Here is a 19303-nt window from a genome sequence, read left to right on the forward strand (position 1 = left end):
TCATCGTCAAGATTGAATTCCGAAACCCCTGTCTGCTGACGCAGACAGGGGTTTTGTTTTTGTACGTCTGAAAGCCTTGTGGCTTACATCCGAGCCAGGTCTCCAGGTCACCTAGCAGGTGAGCTGAATCCCCCTCCAGCCCCCAGCCTATGCTCCACAGCATCAGAACAGAGCGAAGCACCTCCGCTCTGTCCCTCACCTCACCGCTGACGCATCTTGCTGCTTCTGCGGGCCAGCCATTTACGCCACCAGATGTAGATCCCGGTGACGGACAACACCGCAATCACCAATCCCAACACCGCAATAAGTACCTGCCCGGTAAAGCCGATGATCCGGCCACCATGGATCGGCAGTTGCAGCCGATAAAAACGTTCGCCCAAGGTGCCTTGCCCGGCGATCTCCTGCCCCAGCAGGCGCCCATCGGTGCCATGAAAGAACAACCATGACTTACCATGGGCCTCGGTATCGTGCTGACCGAAACCGGCGCCATAGAAGTTGTATTCGAAGCTGTAATAAAGCTCGCCGATCGCCGCCGTCAGGCCCAGCCGTTTGCCTTCTTCCTGGGCGCGTTCATAAGCCTGCTGATAGGTGAGCCGGGTAACCCCCAACTGATCGCTGGGCATGCGCCCACGAGCTTCATAGACGCTCGGTTCGATCGGTGAGAGTAAGGAAACCACCGGCTTGAACACCTGGCTCGGCAGGTTCATCGCCACACTGCTGATCGCTATCGGCAGCAGCAGTAACCACAGCCATAACCCGCCCGCCCGATGCAGATCCATGTTGAGACGATAAGCGTGCCCGCCCTTGATCTTCCAGGCGGTCGACCACTTCTTCCAGAACGGCCGGCCACGGGGCAGGGTGAGGAACAAGGCGATGAAGCAATCGATGACCCAGAAGATCGCCACCAGCCCCATCAACACCAGCCCCCAGTTACCCGGCAACGTCAGGTTGTAGTGGAATTCGAGAATGAAGGGGATGAGATTCTCCCGCTGAAAACAGCAGGCACCCCAGAGCCGTTTGCCGGTCTGCTCGCCACTGACCGGGTCCAGATAGAACACCTGGTTGGGGTCGTCGAAGGGTTTGCCCGTGGCCGGATCGTTACGCGGCACTGCGGCGAGCAGTGCGGTATGCCCGGGCTCATTGGGGTACTCCATGTACCAGACCTGCAGGCGCGGATGCTGTGTCTGCACCCGGTCGACCAGGCTTCCAGGCGGCAGTGCCTGACCCTCGGCAGGGGCCTCGTAGAACCCCGGGTTGAGCCACTCGTCCAGCTCGTGATTGAAGGCCAGCAGGCTGCCGGTCAGCCCCGCCAACAGTAGAAACACCGCGGTGGCCAGGCCGATATAACGATGCAGTAGAACCAGAATTGCGCGCATGGAATTTTCCCGTAGAGACGACAAAGCCAGCGCGTGCGCTGGCTTCGGGGGAACGACAAATGATTAGAACTGGTAGCTGACCGTGGCCGCGACGTTCCGCTCCTCGCCCATGTAGCAGAAGCTCAGGCTGGCACAGGAGGCGATGTAGGATTCGTTGGTCAGGTTGTTGGCATTGAGTCGGACATCCACGCCCTTCAGGCCGACCTTGCCCAGGTCATAGCCGACGGAGGCATCGAAAAGGGTGTAGGACGGCACCTTCATGGTGTTCTCCGCATCCGCCCAGCTGTAGCCGACATAGCGCACGCCGCCACCCAGGCGCAGGCCGTCGAGCGAGCCGCTGTCGAACTTGTAGTCGGCCCAGAGCGAAGCCATGTGCCGCGGCGCCTGGGTCGGTGAGTTGCCCTTGTTCTCGATGATGTCGGTGGCCGTGCTCAAGGTGCTGATCATCGACTTCGAGTACTCGATATCGGTGAAGGTGTAGCTGCCGAGCAGCTTGAGGTTGTCGTTCAATTGCAGGTGCGCTTCCAGTTCCAGGCCCTGGGAGCGTACGGCGCCGACCGCGCGATAGAAGTTTTCCTGGGGCAGCTTGGTGGCCAGGTTTTCCTGGTCGATGCGGAACAGCGACGCGGTGTACAGGTCATCCGTGCCCGGTGGCTGGTACTTCAGGCCCAGTTCCCATTGGGTGCCATCGGTAGGCGCCAGCGGGTTGCCGGCGCTGTCCGCGTAGGAGTTGGGGTTGAAGGATTCGGAATAGCTGATGTAAGGCGCCAACCCGTTATCGAACAGGTACAGCGCCCCGGCGCGGCCCGTCAGCTTGGTGCGCTTGTCATTGATCTCGGTGCCCACCGGGCGCGAGGCTTCGGCCAGGCGGTTCTCGTCCGAGGTCTCTACCCAGTCCTGGCGCAGGCCCAGGGAGAAGCGCCACTGGTCCATCTCGATCAGGTCTTGCAGATAGACGCCGGTCTGCTCGAGGCGACGCAGATAGCTGACCGGGTCGTAGTAAGTGATGGCCGAGTTGCCATAGACCGGATCGAACGCATTGATCGGTGCCACCGAGCCGCTGGTCCAGTCCACCACCGTCTTGCGCCGCTGGTAATCCGCGCCCATCAGCACCGTGTGCTTGGTCGCGCCGGTGAGAAATTCGGCCTGCAGCATGTTGTCGACGATGAACGCATGCAGCTTCTCGTCGCCGCCGGTGTAGTAGCGGTTCAGCTCGTTGCTGGTCGGGGTGGTCCAGCCGTAGCCGTAGACCTGGTCCAGCTTCACCTTGGAGTCCAGATAGCGGAAGTTCTGCCGCGCGGTGAAGACATCGTTGAAGCGATGTTCGAACTGATAGCCGAACGACTGCTGATCGCGCTTGTAGCGATCGATGCCCGGTTCGCCTTCGAAGAAGCTCTCGGAAATCCGCCGGCCGTTGCGCGGGTGCAACGCGCCGTCGGCCGGCATGCCGCTGTGGTAACCACCGTCCGGATCGTGTTGCAGGTACGCCTGCAGGGTCAGCGAGGTGTCATCGGTGAAGTCGATGCTCAGGGTCGGTGCCAGGGCGTAGCGTTTTTCCTTGTTGTGGTCGAACTGGGTATCGGAGCGGTCCGCCAGCCCGGTCAGGCGATAGGCGATGCGCTTGTCGTCGTCCACCGGGCCGCTGAAGTCGAAGCCCATGCCGCGCTGGCCCTGGGTGCCGACCGTGGCCTGGATCTGATGGTAGGGCTCGAACAGCGGCTTCTTGCTGGTCAGTGCCACCAGGCCGCCCGGGGAGCTGCGGCCGTAAAGCACCGACGAAGGCCCCTTGAGGATGTCCACCCGCTCCAGGAAGTACGGATCGACCTGCATGGTGCTGTAGGTGCCGCTGTCGCCCATGGACTTGAGGCCGTCGAGGTAGATGTTGTCCACCGAGCCGTCGTTGAAGCCGCGCATGGCCACGTAGTCGTACCTGTGGGTCGCGCCGTAGGGGTTGGTCAGCACGCCGGGGGTGTAGCGCATGGCCTGGGACACGGTTTGCGAACCCTGGTCGTCCATTTGTTCGCGGGTCACCACCGACACGCTTTGCGAGGTTTCCAGCAGCGCGGTACTGGTCTTGGTGGCGATCTGGCTGTGGGTGGCGTTGTAGCCTTCCATGCTGCCCAAGGCATTGCCCAGGGCGAAACCCTTGATATCGGTGGTCGGCAACGCCAGGGCGCCGGTCTCGGGCAAGGCCCGCAGCACATAGCTGCTGCCGTCCTGGCTCAGCGCTTCCAGGCCGGAGCCGTTGAGCAGTTGGCCCAGGGCCTGGTCGGTGGAGTACTCGCCCTTCAGGCCGGCGGACTGGCGCCCCTGGAGCTGCGCCGGGGTCATCGACAGGGTGATGCCGGCCTCGCGTGCGAAGCGGTTGAGTACCTCGCTCAGGGCGCCACCGGGAATGTTGTAGCTGTGGCTGAGGCTGGCCGCGCCCGTCTCGGCCGCCTGTGCCAGGCAAGGCAAGGCGGCGACGCCCAGCGCCGAGGAAAGCAGGGCCACGCGCACGGCATGGCGCAGGCCGAGGGTGGGCGGTGCAGAAGAGGAGTGGTGGAAGTGCACAATCATGGAAGGGTTCCGTTGAGTCGCTGAAGGCAGATGGAAGTGCTTACTGTCTAAGCCGGACTCACGGGAAAAAGCCGCCAAAAAAATTTCAACGGGTTGAAGCGCCTCAGGCCAGACGTTCCAGGGTGACCCACCAGCGGGTGCGATAACGCAGGCGCACGGGCAGGGTTTGCGGGAGGATCGCCAGCAGTTTGTCGGTGTCCTCCAGGCGGAACACGCCGGACAGGCGCAGGTCGCCGATCTCGTCGGCACAGCCCAGGTAACCGTGGCGATAACGTCCGACCTCGTGGATGAAGTCCGCCAGCCGCATGTTGCGGGTGACGATCAGGCCATCGGCCCAGGCGCCCACGTCCATGTCCAGCGGCGGCACCGGCACCGCCTGGGATGCACTGACCTGGTAGCTTTGCCCGGCCTGTACCCGGGCCGAGGTGCCATCGGCGGTGTGCGGCGAATGAATGGCGACGCTGCCGGCGGTGACACTCAGGCGCGTGCAGTCGCCTTCCATGCACACCACGAAACTGGCGTCGACCCCTTCGAACAGACCATGGCGGGTCCGTACCAGCAGCGGCCTGGAAGGGCTCGCCTGCGAGTCCGGGCCGCAGGTCAGCATGATTTCCCCACGACTGAGCCGGATCAGCCGCTGCCGGGCATTGAAGTCCATGTCGGCGGCGCTGTCGGTGTTGAGCTCCAGGCGCGAGCCGTCCGGCAACTGGAAGCCGCGGCGTTCGCCGGTGGCGGTGGCGAAGTCGGCGTTCCATTGCTGCCAGGCCAGTTGCTCCTTGCCCAGCCACGCGGCGGAGCCCACCAGCATGACGCCGCCGAGCAGCTTCAGGGCCTGGCGTCGGCCGAGGCGCTGGGCGCTGTTTTCCAGGGTATCGAAGGCCACCTGGGCACCGGGCACGGCCCGCAGGTTGCTGTGCAATTCCTGCTGCAGCGATTGCACCCGTTGCCAGGCCAGCTCGTGCTCGTGATGGGCCGCGCGCCAGGTATCGCATTGCTGCAGCAGCCGGGGGTTACCGGCATTGTTGCGCAGGCGCAGCATCCAGTTGATGGCCTGCTTGACCACCAGGTGCCTGGGGTCCACGGGCCGGCGCAGATTGATCGAGGGGTTATCCACAGCGCTCACGCCTCATAGCGCAGCAGGTAGCAGTGGAACAGCGCGTCGGCCACGTAACGCTCCACCGAACGCAGGGACAGCCCCATCTGTTCGGCGATCTGCTTGTGGGTCAGGCCTTCGCACTGGGCCAGCAGGAACGCTTTGCGCACTTTCGGCTTCAGGCCTTCGAGCATGCGCGCGATGCTTTCCAGCAGCTCCAGCACCAGGGCGCGGGCTTCCTCGCTGGGGGCTTGGGCTTGCGGCAGATGGGCGATGGTTTCCAGGTAGGCGCGTTCGATTTCCTCGCGGCGCCAGTGGTCGATCACCAGGCCGCGGGCGATGGTCCGCAGGAAGGCGCGCGGGGCCTTGAGTTCCAGGCGTTCGGTGCGCTGCAACAGGCGCACGAAGGTGTCCTGCGCCAGGTCGGCGGCATCGGCGGCGTTGCCCAGCCGGCTGCGCAACCATGTGTTGAGCCAGCCATGGTGATGGCTGTAAAGCGCCTGTACCGCGAACTCAGGTGATGACATGGATGCGACTGCCCGGGTGTCACAAATGATAATTAGTCGCATTGTCATCAAGGGTTTGGGATTTTGCAACAGCCGCAGGGCGACCGGCTACGGAAAAGTCTGACGCGACCGCTCTAGCCTGCCGTTCAGCGGTTTTTTGCAGATAACAGGTACATTTCTGACAAATCGCTAAGATTTATCCGTCTCGTGCCGACAGACAGTGAGACCCATGCGTGCACCAAAGTAGAGCGGTCGTAGAACGCCGCCTGCGTTGTTACATGGAAAGTTGCATCCCGTACGCATCCCCACTTTCGGCATAAGAAGTCCCATGACATGAATCTCAAGTTCAGCCATAAAATCCTTTTGGCCGCCTCCGGTGTAGTGGTTCTGGCATTCGCGTTGTTCACTTTGTACAACGACTATCTGCAGCGAAACACCATTCGCCAGAACCTCGAATCGTCCATCGAGCAGGCGGGTGACCTCACTTCCAGCAGCGTCCAGAACTGGATGAGCGGACGCATCCTGGTGCTCGAGAACCTCTCGCAGAACGTCGCCCACCAGGGCGCCAACGCTGACTTCCCGGGGCTGGTGGACCAGCCGGCGTTCACCACGAACTTCCAGTTCACCTACGTGGGCCAGGTCAACGGTGTGTTTACCCAGCGGCCTGACGCGAAGATGCCGGACGGCTACGACCCGCGTCAGCGTCCCTGGTACAAGCAGGCCGTGGCGGCCGACAAGACCATGCTGACCCCGCCCTACATGGCGGCCGTTGGCGGGCTGGTGGTGACCATCGCCATGCCGGTGAAAAAGGACGGTCAGCTGCTGGGCGTGGTGGGGGGCGACCTGAGCCTGGAAACCCTGGTGAAGATCATCAACTCGGTGGACTTCGGCGGCCTGGGCCATGCCTTCCTGGTCAGCGCGGACGGGCAGGTGATCGTCAGTCCGGACAAGGACCAGGTGATGAAGAACCTCAAGGATGTCTACCCGGGCGCCAACGTGCATATCCAGAAAGGCACCCAGGAAGTGCTGCTCAACGGCCAGGAACGCATCCTGTCGTTTACCCCGGTGACTGGCCTGCCGAATGCCGAGTGGTACATCGGCCTGTCCATCGACCGTGACAAGGCGTTCGCCCCGCTGAGCAAGTTCCGCACCTCGGCGCTGCTGGCGATGTTCATCGCCGTGGCCGCGATTGCCGTGCTGCTGAGCCTGCTGATCCAGGTGCTGATGCGTCCGCTGACCACCATGGGCCGCGCGATGCAGGACATCGCCCAGGGCGAGGGCGACCTGACCCGCCGCCTGGTGGTGGAGAGCAAGGACGAATTCGGCGTACTGGGCGGCTCGTTCAACCAGTTCGTGGAACGTATCCATGCGTCGATTTCCGAAGTGTCCTCGGCCACCCGCCAGGTGCACGATTTGTCCCAGCGCGTGATGGCCTCGTCCAACGCGTCGATCATCGGTTCCGACGAACAAAGCGCGCGCACCAACAGCGTGGCCGCGGCGATCAACCAGCTGGGCGCCGCCACCCAGGAAATCGCCCGCAACGCCGCCGATGCCTCGCAGCACGCCAGCGGCGCCAGCGAGCAGGCCGACGATGGTCGCCAGGTGGTGGAACAAACCATCCTGGCCATGACCGAGCTGTCGCAGAAGATCAGCCTGTCCTGCACCCAGATCGAAACCCTGAACGCCAGTACCGACAACATCGGCCACATCCTCGATGTGATCAAAGGCATCTCCCAGCAGACCAACCTGCTGGCGCTCAACGCGGCCATCGAAGCGGCGCGCGCCGGTGAAGCCGGTCGCGGTTTCGCGGTGGTGGCCGACGAGGTCCGCAACCTGGCCCATCGCACCCAGGAATCGGCCGAGGAGATCCACAAGATGATCACCTCGCTGCAGATCGGCTCCCGCGAAGCGGTATCGACCATGAACGCCAGCCAGGCGTCCAGCGAAGAGAGCGTCGAAGTGGCCAACCAGGCCGGTGCGCGGCTGGTCAGCGTGACCCAGCGCATCACCGAGATCGACGGCATGAACCAGTCGGTGGCCGCCGCCACCGAAGAGCAGACCGCCGTGGTGGAAACCCTCAACGTCGACATCAGCCAGATCAACCTGCTGAACCAGCAGGGCGTGGCCAACCTCAACGAAACCCTGAAGGATTGCGACGCCCTGTCGCTGCAGGCCAACCGCCTGAAGCAGCTGGTGGACAGCTTCAAGATCTGACCCGCACTGCCCTGAAAAACGCGATGAGGCCGGTATGGCTCATCGCGTTTTTTTTCCTGCTCCACCGGCCCAGCGGCACCCCTTGCCGTTCTTCGGACTGCCTCCTTCTCCACCGGCCTCCGAACCCCTGTAGCCGCTGCCGCAGGCTGCGAAAAGGCCGAAGGCCTTCCAGCGATCCCCAAATCTTGCGCCGCCTTCGGCTTCGATCGCAGCCTGCGGCAGCGGCTACAGGGGCATTTCCAGCGTTACTCGAACATCCTTTGCACATTGCCCATTGCCTCATCGGCAAACCCTTGCAGGAACCCCTGGAAGGCCGCCACCTCGGCACCGCCTTCGGCCGGGTCGGCGACGATGCGCCAGGTGGCGCGCGCCCGTTCGCCGGGCAAGGCTTCGACGCTCATGGCCGCCCACAGGTTGCCGATGCCCAGGGTGTCGTAGATCAGGCTCCAGGTCATGTACCGCGCCTGATCGTCCCGTGAGTTGAGTTGCTCGATCACGATGTTGCCGTCGTGGAAGAACTTCTTGCGCACCGAGCGCACGCCCTCGCCGGTCATTTCGATGTGCGACAACGCGGGAATGAAGGCCGGGAAGCCGGCGAAGTTGCCGACGATGTTCCAGACGCTTCGGGCATCGGCGCCGATGTCCACGGTGGACAGGACCTGGCAGGCGTTCGGGTTCTTGATCAGGGTGTCGGGTTGCAGGTTTTTCATGGTGTTCTCCAGCGTGGGTGGGTTCAGATAAAACGGATGTCTTTCAGGTACTGGCAGCCCTTGCGCAGCAGCGCCGGGTCCTTGGGCGGGTAGTCGGCGCCCATGCGCCGCACCCCGGCCTCGGCGTTGGCGTGGCCGATCAGCGAGATGTCGCCGATGTCTTCCTCGAAACCGTTGAGGTAGAAGCCGAGGACGCCGAACAGCGCGTTGTCGCGGTCGACCCGGCCCAGCTGGCGCTGCCAGTCGGCGACGCTGACCATGCGGAACTCGCGCCCGGCCTCGCGGAACGAGGCGACATAGGCCTCCCAGCTCAAGGGCTGCGGGTTGTGCAGGTTGAACACCGCGTGGGCCGGCTGATAACGGTTGGCGTGGAAGGCGATGAAGCGGGCGAGGAAGTCCACCGGCATCAGGTCGAAGTTCATCGCCAGCTGCGGCACCTGGCCCAGTTGCAGCGAGCCCTTGAGCATCAGCATCAGGCGGTTGCGGTGGGGCTGGCAGACCCCGGTCTGGCTGTTGAAACTGATGTTGCCCGGGCGATAGAGATTGACCCACACCCCCTGTTCGCGGGCCCGTTGCAGGATCCGCTCGCCGACCCACTTGGACAGGTTGTAGCCGTTGCGGATGTAGATCGGCGGGGTGGCCGCGGGCGGCTGTTCGAGCACCCGGCCCTGGGCGTCGATGCTGCTGGAGGCGGACAGGGTCGAGACGAAGTTGAAGACCTTCTTGCTGCGCCCTTCGCACAGGCGCAGGCACTCGAACAGCGGCTCGACGTTGTCGCGCGCCAGCGCCGGGTAATCGAGCACGTGATTGACGTTGGCGGCGTTGTGCACCAGCGCGCCGTATTCGCGGTCGATGTCTTCGTACACATCCGCCGCCAGCCCCAGCCGTGGCTGGCTGATGTCGGCGGCATGCACCCGCACCCGGCTCAGGTCCAGATGCTCCAGGCGGTTGTCGCGCAGGGCCTGGGCAAAACGTGCGGCGGCTGATTGCGTGGGCGTTTCCCGCACCAGGCAGGCTACCTCGCTGGCGCCCCATTCCAGCAGCGCCTGGACGATGTGCACGCCGAGGAAACTGTTGGCGCCGGTGACCAGCACCTTGTGCACATCGCCCAGTTGGCTGATGGGCAGCACCTGCAGGTCGAGTTCGGCGTTGGCATCGGCGAACACCTGATCGAGGGACGCGTCCGGGCCGTCGTGGGCGGCGCCGTCGACCAGGGTCGCCAGGTTGCTCAGGGTCGGTGCCTCGATAAAGCGGTTGATCGACAGGCCGCGGCCGAACTGTTCGCGAATCGCCAGCAGCAGGCGCGACAGCAAAATCGAGTGGCCGCCGAGGTTGAAGAAGCTGTCATCGGTGCCGATGTCCTCGGCCGGCAGTTCCAGCAGTTCGGCCCACAGTTGCAGCAGGTGCTGTTCAGTGGCGTTCTGTGGCAGGCGTCGCCGGTGGTTGCTGCCTGGGGTACGCGGCAGGGCCAGCAGGGCGCGGCGGTCGACCTTGCCGTTGGCGGTGCAGGGCATGCTCGGCAGCGCGATGTAGGCGCTGGGCTGCATGTAGTCCGGCAAGCGCTGGCGCACCTGCTCGCGCAGGGTTTGCAGTGCGTCGCCGGCGGCGTTCGGCTGGGCCAGGTAGGCGAGGATCCGCCGCTGCTCGTCGATCACCACCGCCACCTGGCGGAACAGCTGGCCGTCTCGCAGGCAGTGTTCGATCTCTTCGGGCTCGACCCGGAACCCGCGGATCTTCACCTGGTTGTCCCGCCGCCCGCAGATCTCGATGCCGTTGTCGGTCCACTGGCCGATATCCGCGGTGCGATAGACCCGCAGTCGGCGCCCGTCCGGCAGGTCCAGGGTCAGGTAGCGTTCGGCGCTTAGCGCCGGGTTGTTCAGGTAGCCGAGGCCGACACCGGGCCCGGCCAGGTACAGCTCGCCGGGGGTACGGTCGGGCAGCGGTTGCAGCTGTTCGTCGAGGATCAGCACCTGGCTGTTGGCGATCGGCAGGCCGAGGTTGCGCGGGTTGTCGTCGACGCGCAGGCGGCGGGTGGTGGCCAGCACCGTGGTTTCGGTCGGGCCGTAGATGTTGTGCAGCGCGCACTGGTCGGCCAGGCGCTGGATGACGAAGGGTTCGCAGACGTCGCCGCCGGTCACCAGATGCCGCAGGCCCAGCGGCTGCTCCAGGGGCAGGATGCTCAGCAGCGCCGGCGGCAGGAAGGCGTGGCTGACCCGCTGGCGCTGGAGCAGGGCCAGCAGTTGCCGCGGGTCGCGCCGCTGGTCCTGGTCGGGGACCACCAGCAGCGCGCCACAGAGGAAGGTGGGCAGGATATCCAGCAGCGAGGCGTCGAAGTTGATGGTGGAGAACTGCAGCACCCGGCTGTCTGGGTCCAGCTCTACATGGCCGCTGTACCAGGCGCAGAAGTGGCTGAGATTGCCCTGGCTGAGCAACACGCCCTTGGGTTGGCCGGTGGTGCCCGAGGTGTAGATCGCCACGCAGGGCGCCTCTGGCGGCGGTGCCTGGCGCAGCAGCGGGAGGCAGTCCTCGGCGGCGTCATGCAGCAGGGGGCGTACATCGAGTTGCGCCAGCTCGAGGTCGGCCAGGTCTTCGCAGCCGTCGTGCAGCAGCAGGGTGGCGCCGGCGTTGTCGAGAATGTAGCGCCGCCGTTGCGCCGGGTGCTCCGGGTCCAGCGGCAGGTACACCGCGCCACAGCCGAAGGTCGCGAGAATCGCGGCATATAGGGCCGCCGACTTGGGCAGGCACAGGCCGATCACCGGTGGTTGGCCAGAGGCTGGAGGCAGGTGTCGCAGCATCTGCCGCTGCAGGTTGCAGCTCAGCTGGTGCAGGGTCTGGTAGCTGTAGTCGATGCCCTGGATATTCAAGGCCGGGCGCTGGGCGAAGGACAGCAGGCTCTGGTCGAGGCGCTGGGCGATCGGCACCTGCATCTCGCGCAGCAAGGTCGGTGTCGGCTGTGGGTTATGCCGGTGCTCGAAGGCCAGCGAGTCCAGGCGCTCCAGGCCCAGCAGCGGTTCGCTGGGTTCGTCCAGGGTCGCGAGCTGGTGGAAAAACGCCGCGCCGCGGGAAAAACCACTGACCAGCCGCGCGGTGCTGGCGACCAGCCTGGCCACCGCGCTGCCGCGCAGGGCCTGGCCATTGCCGCTGGCCTCCGGCAGCAGGCTCGCCTGCTCGATCAGCCGAGTGTCGTGGCGGTGGAACAGACGCACCTGCGGCAGCCCGGGCGCCGCTTGGGCGATCAGGGCAATGCGCAATTCCAGGCGCGCGGTGTCCGCTGCGAGGGGCGGTGAATCCCTCAGACTGCCGTCGTCGATCAACAGATGGGGCCGCAGCCCCTCGGCGTTGGCGATGGCTTGCGGCGAGTCCAGCCGCCGCACCAGATGGCCGTGGCGCTCCAGCTCCATGGCCAGTTCGTTCAGGGCCTGGCTGCGGCCCGTCAACACAATGTCGAGGCGTCTCATGCTCGGGTCCCTCCGTTAGGGCAGGTAGTCGGCCAGTGCGTCCTGGACGCAGGCCGAATCCAGCATCGAACTGCTGCGCAAGAAGCGCAGGATGTTGGCGATCAGCGGGTGATGGCGGTTGATCGGGTAGGCCAGGGCGGCTGCCTCCTCGCGCAGCGCCTGCTTGATCGGGGCGGCGACGGGCAGTTGCTCGATCAGCCGCAAGTCGAAGTCCTTCTGAATGTCGTTGGTCAGGTACTGCGTGATGAACACCGGCAGCACCCGGGCGATCTCCGCGCGGTCGGCATCGCTGGCGCCGTGCCAATAGATGCGCACCAGCCGCGACCAGAAACCCGAATGCCGGCCTTCGTCCTGCAGGTGGTCGGCCATCAGGCCCTTGATCGACTGCTTGACTGTGTCGTCCTTGGCGAAAGCGGCGACATCGTTGGTCACGGTGTTTTCGGCGATGGCCACGCAGACCAGCTCCATCGCGTCGCGCAGGTGTGCGGGGGCCAGCCGCAGGGCGGCGGGGATGGCCCGGCTGAGTTCGATTTCCCGGGGCAGCTCGATGGGCTCGATGCCGCTCATGGCGATGGTCTGCTGCATGAAGTCCATCGCCACCAGCGCGTGGTAGTCCTCGTCCACCACCACGGTCATGGCGTCGTAGCGACAGGCGTAGGGGAAGGCAATGGCGAAGCGATTCTTGGCGATGTTGCGGGCGGTCTTGTCCACCAGCTCGGTCTCGAAGATCACCACGTCGTTGATGAACTTGTAGAGGCTTTGCACCAGCACGAAGTCCCGTAGATGGGCACAGTGGTCGAGGAAGCCCTGGCTGTGCACCAGGGGCTGGCGGCTCAGGGGGTAGATCAGCTTGTCGTCGTCCTCGAGCATGCGCCGCGGCCGGGTGCGGATGGTCGCGCGCTCTTCCCAGGTGTCGGCGAAGGATTGGTAGTCGAGGGCGTTCATGCGCTCACCCCGATCGCCGATTCGGCCATGCTCAGGCGCAGCCCGTCCCACAGGGCGATGCGGCTGTCCACCGCGGCGATAGCCGCCGCGTACACCTCCTGCTGGCGTTGCGGGTCGCCAGCCACCAGCCGCTGCAGCAGCTGTTCCGCGGCCGGGCCGTGGTCGTCGGAGTCGACTTCGATATGGCGTTGCAGGTAGTAGCGAAAGGTCGGCGCCTGCTCGATGCCGATGCCCCAGTCGTCGAGGATGCGCTGGAACATTCGCGGGATGACGCTTTCCCGGCCATGGAGAAAGGCCGCCGCCAGGCAATGGGTCGGCGCCTGCACGGCGGTGTGCACGGTCTGGCGGACAAAGGCGCTGGCAGCCGGGTCAGCGTCGACGCTGTGCAGGGCGGTGTCGAAACTCACACCCTCCTGTTGCAGCGCGACGAAGCGTTCCACGACCCCGGTGGTGGCGCCGACTTCGCGCATGGCGTCCAGGTACAGCTCGAAATGGCTGTAATGGCCTTGCCCGGGGCGATCGTCGGATTCTTCGCCGAGCACGATCTCGTTGATCAGCCGCGCGGCGCGAGGGTCCCGCGGCGGTAGCCAGGGCAGGCGCACGCAGGTCAGTTCCTGTTGCAGGCGCTTGGTCAGCGACATGAAGTCCCACACGGCGAAAACATGGGCCTGCATGAAGCGTTGAAGAACCGCGAGTGTGTTGATTTCGGCAAAAATGGGATGGGCGCTGAGTGTGGCCTTGCGGGCGTCGAGAAGTTCTTTGCTGGCGTTCATTTAGGCTGCCTGTCTGAGATGTCAAAGTGTGTTTTATTGGCCGATTAGTTGCGGCTCGTATAGGTGTTTTAACCAGTGCTTATTTGTTGCGGGCGAGCAGGGGCCTCAAACCTGAGTTGATAATCTGGAAAGTTTTATAGTGCTGGCCGGTCTATCCGTTAAAGAACCGTCGTCTTGGCGTTATGGGCTTTCGATAGCCAATAGAACCGAGGCTTGCCAGGTGATCATGAACGGCTGCTCGACGTTGTTTAATGTCGGCGGAGAAAAAACTAATACAGGAGAAAGTGTCGGGCAAGTTGTTTTTATAATACTTTTCTAACTTGTATTTTTGTCGTGCGACAAGTTGCTGCAAAACTTCTGGTTCAAGTTTTGTTGAGATGAAGTTGCCCCTTCCGACTTATATAGGTCAGAATTTTTAACGCTGAGTGAGTGCCTCACTCGAAGCAAACTTCGAAGCGCTGAGTTGAAGTCGTTGAATATCTGGGAGAAGGCATGCGGGAGCCGATCCCGGTCATGCCCTCCAGTCGCTGGGCTCCTTGCGTGGGTCTGCAGATCGACGTGTGCGGACAAGCCTGCGCGCCACTCACGTCCCTTTTTCAGTCGGCGACAGCAAGAGTGGGCCCAAATCGCCGGCTGAGCCATCGTCGGCGGGCCTGGGAGGGCAGGAGCGGGGGAGGAAGATGGCGGATTATTCGCCGAGCAGGCCCAGGTGGATATTGATGATCTGCAGCAGGCGCTGGCGCTGGGACTTGATGAAGAAGTGATTGCCGGCCACCTCGATCAGCTCGAACTCACGGTGGGTGAACTCGCGCCAGTTGGCCATGTTGCTGGCGGGGGCCAGCGGGTCCTCGCTGCCATAGAAGGCGGTGAGGGGAATGTCGAGGTTGCCGCTCGACAGATCGCGCCAGGATTCGAACAGCTTCAGGTCGGCGCGCAGCAGCGTTTCGTACTGGTTCCGGCTGGCCTGGTCGCGGGGGATTTCGATCGGCGTGGCGCCCAGCGACAGCATGGCTTCCTGGAAGGGCGCCGCGGGCAGCATGTGCAGCAACGGCCGGGGCGATGGGTAGTCGGGGCTGCGGCAGGCGGAAATGAACAGGTGGCGGGTCTGGCCGGGGTAGTGCGCCTGGGCGTGCTTGGCGGTTTCGTAGGCCAGCATCCCGCCCAGGCCATGGCCGAACAGGGCGTGGGGCTTGGCCAGCAGAGGGCGCAGTGCAGGGAAGGTGTCGGCCAGCAGCCGCGGCCAGTCGTCGACCGGGGTTTCGGCCTGGCGGCTGCCGTGGCCGGGCAGTCGCACCAGCACCAGCTCGATGTGTCCGCCCAGCCCGGTGGACCAGTTGCGCAGCTGTTCCGGGTCCGCGCCGGTCTGCGGAAAGCAGATGAGCCGGGTTTTCGCCGGCTCGCCGGAGTTGAGCACCATCAGCCATTTGTCATTGCGCGCGTGCACTGCTTTTCCTTAAGCCGGTGTGCCGGTCATTGAGTGTTGCATGGTGGCCGCGTCATGCCGCCGTTGTCGCTGTCAGCCCTCGGCGGTCCGTTCAAGGTAGTCGCGAATGGTCTTCGCGGCCTTTTCCAGATGGCCGCGCAGCACCTCCACCGCTCGCTCGACGTCCTTGGCCTCGGCGGCGTCGGTCATGGCGTTGTGGTCGTCCTGGGTCAACTTGCCCAGGCCCATGGAAGACAGATGGAAGCGCAGGAAGCGTTCTTCCTCGTTCAACTCGAGCTCGATCAGGCGCAGTAGCTTCTGGTTCGGCGCCCGGTGGTACAGCGACATGTGGAACAAGCGGTTGAGACGGCCGATTTCGGCGTGGTCGGTTTCGTTTTCCAGCTGCGCGATGTAGCCACGGGCCTGGGCGATATCCTCGGCGTCGAGCAGCGGGATCGACAGGCGCAGCGCCTCCAGTTCCAGCAGCAGGCGCAGGCCGTAGGTTTCCACCGCGTCATAGCCGATCAGTTCGGCGACCACCGCGCCTTTGTGCGGTACCACATGCAACAGCGATTGCGCTTCGAGCTGGCGCAAGGCCTCGCGCACCGGCATGCGGCTGACGCCGAAGAGGTCGGCCAGATCCTGCTGGCGCAGCGCCGTGCCGCTGGGCAGGCGGCCGTCGAGAATCGCCGCGCGCAGGGTTTCCTCGATCACCGAGCGCGCGAGGTGGGCGGGGATTGGCCCGCTGACTGCGATCTTGCTCAAGGGCCTCGGTTTTTCTGTCACGTTAACGCTATCCTGTTTTCTGAGGTTTGGATCCAATGGACGCTAGATAGCGCCCTGCAGCTTGTCAAACCAGCCGTCTGGGCCCTGTCGTGGATTTTGCCGGCGCTGATTCTCGTGGCAGCCCTCCTGAGGCTCAAGCACTGGCCGATAAACGAACAGGTCCCTGCTTTCAGCTTAGCGTCTCCAGAGGGGCTGTGATTGTAAGGTGCCATTGTCTTTTGGCGGACCAACCTGCACCATCCTTCGACCCACGACAGCTCCCATGGACTCTTCGCATTGGCGGCACGTTTAGCTCTTTCTCGGACCCTGCGCTGGCTGTTTTCGGCGCTGCTGCTGGCCGGCTTGCTGCTGGGTGGCCTGCAGGCCGATTGGGACTTTTCGCAGATCAGCCGCCGCGCCACGGCGCTGTACGGGCCGCTGGGCGAAGGGCAGAAGCGCATCGACGCCTGGCAGCAGCTGCTGGCGACCCAGAACCAGGCCAGCGAGATGGAACAGCTCAAGGTGGTCAACCTGTTCTTCAACAAGAACATGCGCTACGTGGAAGACATCGACCTGTGGCATCAGGTGGATTATTGGGAAACCCCGGTCGAGGCCCTGTGGAAGGGTGCCGGCGATTGCGAGGACTATGCGATCGCCAAGTATTTCAGCCTGCGCCACCTCGGTGTTTCCAGTGACAAGCTGCGCATCACCTACGTCAAGGCCCTGCGCCAGAACCGCGCGCACATGGTGTTGACCTACTATTCAAGCCCGGAGGCCATGCCGTTGGTCCTCGACAGCCTGATCGACGCCATCCAGCCGGCCAGCCAGCGTACCGACCTGCTGCCGGTGTACGCCTTCAATGCCGAGGGCCTGTGGCTGCCCGGCAAGGGCAGCAAGAAAGTCGGTGACACCAAGCGCCTGTCCCGGTGGCAGGACGTGTTGAAGAAAATGCAGGCCGAAGGTTTTCCGGTCGAGACGACTCACTAGGAGCACGAGCTCAGATGTCTTTGTTCAAACAACTGTTGATCGCAATCTGTCTGTTCCTGGTGGTCGCCTTCAGCGGCAGCTTCATGGTCAGCCTGGAAAGTTCGCGCACCCAGTACGTCAACCAGCTGCGCTCCCATGCCCAGGACGCGGCCACGGCGCTGGCCTTGTCCCTGACCCCGAACATCGACGACCCGGCGATGGTCGAGCTGCTGGTCAGCTCGATTTTCGACAGCGGCTACTACTCAAGCATCCGCGTGATCAACCAGGTCACCGAAGAGGTCATGGTCGAGCGCAGCGGCACGCCCGAGGTCAGCGACGTACCGGACTGGTTCGTCAAGCTGATCGGCCTGGAGCCGGCCGGCGGCGACGCCCTGGTCAGCCGTGGCTGGCAACAGGCGGCGCGGGTCGAGGTGGTCAGCCATCCGATGTTCGCCGTCGCCAAGCTCTGGCAAAGCGCCTTGGGCAGCCTCGGCTGGCTGCTGCTGTGCGGTGCCGTGAGCGCGGTGCTGGGGGCCTTGCTGCTGCGCCGCCAGCTCAAGCCGCTGGACTACATGGTGCAGCAATCCCACGCCATTGCCCGCCGCGAATTCCTCAGCCTGCCCGAGTTGCCGCGCACGCCGGAACTGCGCCGCGTGGTGCAGGCGATGAACCAGATGGTCGAGAAACTCAAGGCGCTGTTCCAGGAACAGGCCGAGCGCAGCGAAAGGCTGCGGGTCGAGTCCTATCAGGACAACCTGACCGGCCTGGCCAACCGTCGTTACTTCGAGATGCAGCTCAATGCCCGGGTGAGCAACCCGGAACAGGCCAGCTCCGGCTACCTGCTGTTGCTGCGGGTCAAGGACCTGGCCGGCCTGAACCAGCGCCTGGGCGGGCAGCGCACCGACCAGCTGCTGCAGGCGGTGGGCGAACAATTGCAGCGTGAGTGCGCGCGGTACCCGGAAACCCACAACCTGGTGACCCGCATCCGCGGTGGCGAATTTGCCGTGCTGGCGCCGGGGCTGGTGCGCGAAGAGGCGCTGCAGCTGGCGCAGAACCTGGAAAACGCCTTGGCCAGCCTGCACGCCACCGGCGCCACCGACGTGGCGTCCGTGGCCTCCATCGGCCTGGCGCCTTTCGTCCATGGCGACTCACCGCAGGCGGTGCTCGGCCTGGGCGACCAGGCCCTGGCCCAGGCCGAAGCCCAGGGCGATACGAGCTGGGCCTGCCTGGACCACGACGCGGCGGCCAGCGTCGGCGACGACCATCACGCCTGGCACACCCTGCTGGACGGGGCCTTGAGCCAGCAGCGGTTCGAACTGTACTTCCAGCCGGTGGTCGCGACCCGCGATACCGCGTTGGTGCTGCATTACAAGGTGCTGTCGCGCTTGCTCGACGAGCAGGGCCAGACCATTGCCGCCGGGCGCTTCCTGCCGTGGCTGGAGCGCTTTGGCTGGACCTCGCGCCTGGACCTGCTGATGCTCGAACAGGTGCTCAAGCAGATGGCCGGGCATCAGGACTCGCTGGCATTGAATCTGTCGGCCGCGACCCTGGCCGACCCGCAGGCCTTGAACAAGGTGTTCGAGATCCTGCGCCAGCACTCCAGCCTGGGGCCGCGCCTGACCCTGGAGATCGGCGAAGAGCAGTTGCCTGAACAAGCGCTGCTGGAACAACTGACCCGCCGCTTGCGCGAGCTGGGTTTCTCCCTGAGCCTGCAGCGTTTCGGCGGGCGCTTCAGCATGATCGGCAACCTGGCGCGCCTGGGCCTGGCCTACCTGAAGATCGACGGCAGCTACATCCGCGACATCGACCAGGAAAGCGACAAGCGCCTGTTTATCGAAGCCATCCAGCGCGCCGCCCACAGCATCGACCTGCCGCTGATCGCCGAGCGCGTGGAAACCGAAGGGGAGTTGCAGGTGATTCGCGAGATGGGCCTGTACGGCGTCCAGGGCCGCCTGGTCGGCGAGCCCGCGCCCTGGCGCTGAGGCGCTGAACGAAGATCGCCGGCCAGCGGCGCCCGCACAGGTGCGGGAACCGCTGGCCGGCGATTATCAGATCAGGCCGGTTTCGTCGTCGTTGATCAGGTGGCTCAGGCCACCCAGCGCCTCACGCGCCTGGGTCCGGTCCATCAGCTTGGCCTGGGCCGCCGGTGGCAGGTCGGTGACGCGAATCACGCCCTTGCTGGTCAGCACCTGAATCAAGTCGTCGAGTACCCGGATCATTTCCAGGTCGCTCTGCTTGAGTTGTTTCAGGCTGACTTCCACCACCTCGTTGGCGAACCACTGCTGGATCTCATTGTGGTCGGCCGCCAGTGTTTCCGTGGCCTCGGCGTAAGGTGTGGCCTCCACGCGAACCAGTTGGCCCTGTGCATCGCGTTGCACGTAGAACATGGGGAATCCCTCTAGATATGGTCCGGCATCATGCTGTCAGCAGCATAGGCCAACGGCGCGCTTAGGTCGCGAGTATGCGACGTGGCGGCACAATCGTCACGGTGGGAAGAACCGGCCACCCAGGACGG

General features: G+C 64.3%; 14 protein-coding genes and 1 pseudogene. 4 read left to right on the plus strand and 11 right to left on the minus strand.

The window, feature by feature from the left end:
* Positions 1 to 200: 200 nt before the first annotated feature.
* The 4 genes from J4E58_RS30005 to J4E58_RS30020 form a co-directional block, all read right to left on the minus strand.
* A complete protein-coding gene (locus tag J4E58_RS30005) occupies positions 201 to 1376 on the minus strand; it encodes a PepSY domain-containing protein (protein ID WP_087092289.1) in 1176 nt (391 codons plus the stop codon).
* A 63-nt stretch (positions 1377 to 1439) separates the two neighbouring features.
* The gene (locus J4E58_RS30010; RefSeq protein ID WP_087092290.1) at positions 1440 to 3935 is read right to left on the minus strand and encodes a TonB-dependent siderophore receptor; all 2496 of its coding nucleotides are present in this window, start codon (positions 3933 to 3935) and stop codon (positions 1440 to 1442) included.
* 103 nt (positions 3936 to 4038) lie between these two features.
* Positions 4039 to 5049, minus strand: a complete 1011-nt coding sequence (locus J4E58_RS30015; RefSeq protein WP_087092291.1) for a FecR domain-containing protein — start codon at positions 5047 to 5049, stop codon at positions 4039 to 4041.
* 5 nt (positions 5050 to 5054) lie between these two features.
* Complete coding sequence (locus J4E58_RS30020; RefSeq protein ID WP_009041561.1) at positions 5055 to 5555, minus strand: sigma-70 family RNA polymerase sigma factor; 501 nt, start codon at positions 5553 to 5555, stop codon at positions 5055 to 5057.
* Positions 5556 to 5867: 312 nt separating this feature from the next.
* Here J4E58_RS30020 and J4E58_RS32375 point away from each other — a divergent pair.
* Together J4E58_RS32375 and J4E58_RS32380 are read left to right on the plus strand one after the other, a co-directional pair.
* Positions 5868 to 6893: pseudogene (locus J4E58_RS32375) on the plus strand (cache domain-containing protein); the annotation flags it as partial.
* A gap of 69 nt (positions 6894 to 6962) precedes the next feature.
* Entirely contained in the window at positions 6963 to 7748 is a 786-nt protein-coding gene (locus J4E58_RS32380; protein WP_370686837.1) for a methyl-accepting chemotaxis protein, read from the plus strand.
* Positions 7749 to 7993: 245 nt separating this feature from the next.
* Here the strand turns inward: J4E58_RS32380 and J4E58_RS30030 are convergent, their stop codons facing one another.
* From J4E58_RS30030 to J4E58_RS30055, 6 genes are all read right to left on the minus strand, one after another.
* Positions 7994 to 8458 carry an SRPBCC family protein gene (locus J4E58_RS30030; RefSeq protein ID WP_007927311.1) on the minus strand — a complete coding sequence of 155 codons (465 nt, stop codon included), beginning with the start codon at positions 8456 to 8458 and terminating at the stop codon, positions 7994 to 7996.
* Positions 8459 to 8481: 23 nt separating this feature from the next.
* On the minus strand, positions 8482 to 11916 hold the full coding sequence (locus tag J4E58_RS30035; protein WP_087092292.1) for a non-ribosomal peptide synthetase: 3435 nt from the start codon (positions 11914 to 11916) through the stop codon (positions 8482 to 8484).
* Between the two features lie 15 nt (positions 11917 to 11931).
* The gene (locus J4E58_RS30040) at positions 11932 to 12861 is read right to left on the minus strand and encodes a diiron oxygenase (protein WP_087092293.1); all 930 of its coding nucleotides are present in this window, start codon (positions 12859 to 12861) and stop codon (positions 11932 to 11934) included.
* On the minus strand, positions 12858 to 13634 hold the full coding sequence (locus tag J4E58_RS30045; protein ID WP_087092294.1) for a DUF3050 domain-containing protein: 777 nt from the start codon (positions 13632 to 13634) through the stop codon (positions 12858 to 12860). The genes J4E58_RS30040 and J4E58_RS30045 overlap by 4 nt, the downstream gene beginning before the upstream one ends.
* A 688-nt stretch (positions 13635 to 14322) precedes the next feature.
* Entirely contained in the window at positions 14323 to 15078 is a 756-nt protein-coding gene (locus tag J4E58_RS30050) for a thioesterase II family protein (protein WP_087092295.1), read from the minus strand.
* A 72-nt stretch (positions 15079 to 15150) separates the two neighbouring features.
* A complete protein-coding gene (locus J4E58_RS30055; protein ID WP_007927320.1) occupies positions 15151 to 15843 on the minus strand; it encodes a GntR family transcriptional regulator in 693 nt (230 codons plus the stop codon).
* 276 nt (positions 15844 to 16119) lie between these two features.
* On the opposite strand from J4E58_RS30055, the gene lapG reads away from it, so the two are divergent.
* Both lapG and lapD read left to right on the plus strand, forming a co-directional pair.
* A complete protein-coding gene (gene lapG / locus J4E58_RS30060) occupies positions 16120 to 16809 on the plus strand; it encodes a cysteine protease LapG (protein ID WP_007927321.1) in 690 nt (229 codons plus the stop codon).
* A gap of 14 nt (positions 16810 to 16823) precedes the next feature.
* Positions 16824 to 18770: a cyclic di-GMP receptor LapD gene (gene lapD / locus J4E58_RS30065; RefSeq protein ID WP_087092296.1), complete on the plus strand. Its 1947-nt coding sequence runs from the start codon at positions 16824 to 16826 to the stop codon at positions 18768 to 18770.
* 66 nt (positions 18771 to 18836) lie between these two features.
* Here the strand turns inward: lapD and J4E58_RS30070 are convergent, their stop codons facing one another.
* Positions 18837 to 19175 (minus strand): hypothetical protein, encoded by a 339-nt coding sequence (locus J4E58_RS30070; RefSeq protein WP_007927325.1) that lies wholly within the window; start codon positions 19173 to 19175, stop codon positions 18837 to 18839.
* Between the last annotated feature and the right edge of the window lie 128 nt (positions 19176 to 19303).

The organism is Pseudomonas sp. FW305-25 (assembly GCF_017351415.1).
GTDB lineage: Bacteria > Pseudomonadota > Gammaproteobacteria > Pseudomonadales > Pseudomonadaceae > Aquipseudomonas > Aquipseudomonas chlororaphis.

What these genes read in the sequence shown, in the direction of transcription:
- J4E58_RS30005 (WP_087092289.1), bottom strand. Translation starts at nt 1,376, where the DNA reads ATGCGCGCAATTCTGGTTCTACTGCATCGTTATATCGGCCTGGCCACC.
- J4E58_RS30010 (WP_087092290.1), bottom strand. Translation starts at nt 3,935, where the DNA reads ATGATTGTGCACTTCCACCACTCCTCTTCTGCACCGCCCACCCTCGGC.
- J4E58_RS30020 (WP_009041561.1), bottom strand. Translation starts at nt 5,555, where the DNA reads ATGTCATCACCTGAGTTCGCGGTACAGGCGCTTTACAGCCATCACCAT.
- J4E58_RS32380 (WP_370686837.1), top strand. Translation starts at nt 6,963, where the DNA reads ATGGCCTCGTCCAACGCGTCGATCATCGGTTCCGACGAACAAAGCGCG.
- J4E58_RS30030 (WP_007927311.1), bottom strand. Translation starts at nt 8,458, where the DNA reads ATGAAAAACCTGCAACCCGACACCCTGATCAAGAACCCGAACGCCTGC.
- J4E58_RS30035 (WP_087092292.1), bottom strand. Translation starts at nt 11,916, where the DNA reads ATGAGACGCCTCGACATTGTGTTGACGGGCCGCAGCCAGGCCCTGAAC.
- J4E58_RS30040 (WP_087092293.1), bottom strand. Translation starts at nt 12,861, where the DNA reads ATGAACGCCCTCGACTACCAATCCTTCGCCGACACCTGGGAAGAGCGC.
- J4E58_RS30045 (WP_087092294.1), bottom strand. Translation starts at nt 13,634, where the DNA reads ATGAACGCCAGCAAAGAACTTCTCGACGCCCGCAAGGCCACACTCAGC.
- lapD (WP_087092296.1), top strand. Translation starts at nt 16,824, where the DNA reads ATGTCTTTGTTCAAACAACTGTTGATCGCAATCTGTCTGTTCCTGGTG.
- J4E58_RS30070 (WP_007927325.1), bottom strand. Translation starts at nt 19,175, where the DNA reads ATGTTCTACGTGCAACGCGATGCACAGGGCCAACTGGTTCGCGTGGAG.